The 1,330-nt window shown below is 66.1% G+C and carries 1 protein-coding gene; it reads left to right on the plus strand.

Annotated features, from left to right (window positions below; genetic code table 11):
- The first annotated feature begins 128 nt into the window (after positions 1–128).
- The gene (locus AB0N07_RS51130) at positions 129–1,256 is read left to right on the plus strand and encodes an integrase (protein ID WP_365847859.1); all 1,128 of its coding nucleotides are present in this window, start codon (positions 129–131) and stop codon (positions 1,254–1,256) included.
- Positions 1,257–1,330: the final 74 nt, after the last annotated feature.

Genomic DNA, 1,330 nt, shown 5'->3' on the forward strand with positions numbered 1-1,330 from the left:
GCCCGCCTCCCTGCGCATACCTCATGACTCCGGCATACCGCAACGATCACGAAACGTCAGTTCCTCCCCCGCCACTACGAGTTCAACCTCAGCAGCACGCGACGTACGTAAGCATGGAGGACCACTGCATGGCCGGCTACATAGAAGACCGCTGGCTCAAGAAGCGGCCGGACAAGCGAACCGGCAAAAGGGAGCGGACCGCCCGCTACGGGCAGGGCAAGCGCTACCGCGTAAAGGGGATTCCGGGCGTCCCGGACCGCGCCTTCGATACCAGCGAGGACGCCAAGCAGTGGCTCGCCACCGCAAGCACCGACACCAAGCGCGGCGAGTTCGTCGACCCGCGCGACGGCGCGATCTCCCTCGCCGACTACATCGTCGATCACTGGTGGCCGAGCCGGACGGACGAGCCGTCGACGGCGGATCCCATGCGCAGCCGCATCTGGAACCACATCATCCCCATCCTGGGCGACTTCACCCTCCGGGAGATCGATGCCTCGGCGCTGCGCTCGTTCGTCGCCGAGTTGCTGGCCCGGGTCGAGAGCTCGACGGCCGAGGTGATCTGGGGCCACCTCTCGTCCATTCTCAACAGTGCTGTCGACGACAAGCGACTGCTGCGGAACCCCATCAAGGTCCACAAGAGCGTCAAGGCTCCGCGGCGTACAGAGAAGAAGGCGAAGGCCTGGACACGCGCGGTCGTCGACGCCGTCCGCCTTCACCTCCAGGGCCGGTACAGGTTCGCCGTCGACCTCGGGCTCGGTCTGGGCCTGCGCCAAGGCGAAGCCTTCGGCCTGGCAGAGGAGGACTTCGACTTCGAGGCCGGGGTCGTACGCATTCGACGCCAGCTCAGGTGGGACATCAAGGGGCGGCCGTATTTCTGCCTCCCGAAGGGGGGCAAGACTCGCGAGGTACCCCTGTCTCCCAACCTCGCAGCTCGGGCGCGTGACCACTTCCGTCGCTTCCCGTCCACACCATGCACCTTGCCTTGGCGAAACCCGGAACCCCCGACCAACGCCCTCGAAGCCCGGCAGCGGAAGCCCGTCACCGTGCAGTTGGTCTTCACGACGTCACACGGCAACCGCATCTACTACAGGACATGGAACGACCGGATCTGGAAGCCCGCCCTGGCAGCAGCCGGCGTCATCACGGCCGTGGGCGAGAAGGTCCGCCGGGACGGCGGCCGGATCCGGCGGACTCCTGTCTATGCGGCGCAGCGCGAGGACATGCTCCACGTCCTCCGGCACATTGTCTTCGCTTAGTTTCCGTGTGGCGATTGGCTCCAACTGGGCCGGTGGTCTGGGCGTTTGGGCTTTGCGCTGAGCCGTGTGGTGTT

The organism is Streptomyces sp. NPDC051172, from assembly GCF_040682555.1.
Classification (GTDB): Bacteria; Actinomycetota; Actinomycetes; order Streptomycetales; family Streptomycetaceae; genus Streptomyces.

What these genes read in the sequence shown, in the direction of transcription:
- AB0N07_RS51130 (WP_365847859.1), top strand. Translation starts at nt 129, where the DNA reads ATGGCCGGCTACATAGAAGACCGCTGGCTCAAGAAGCGGCCGGACAAG.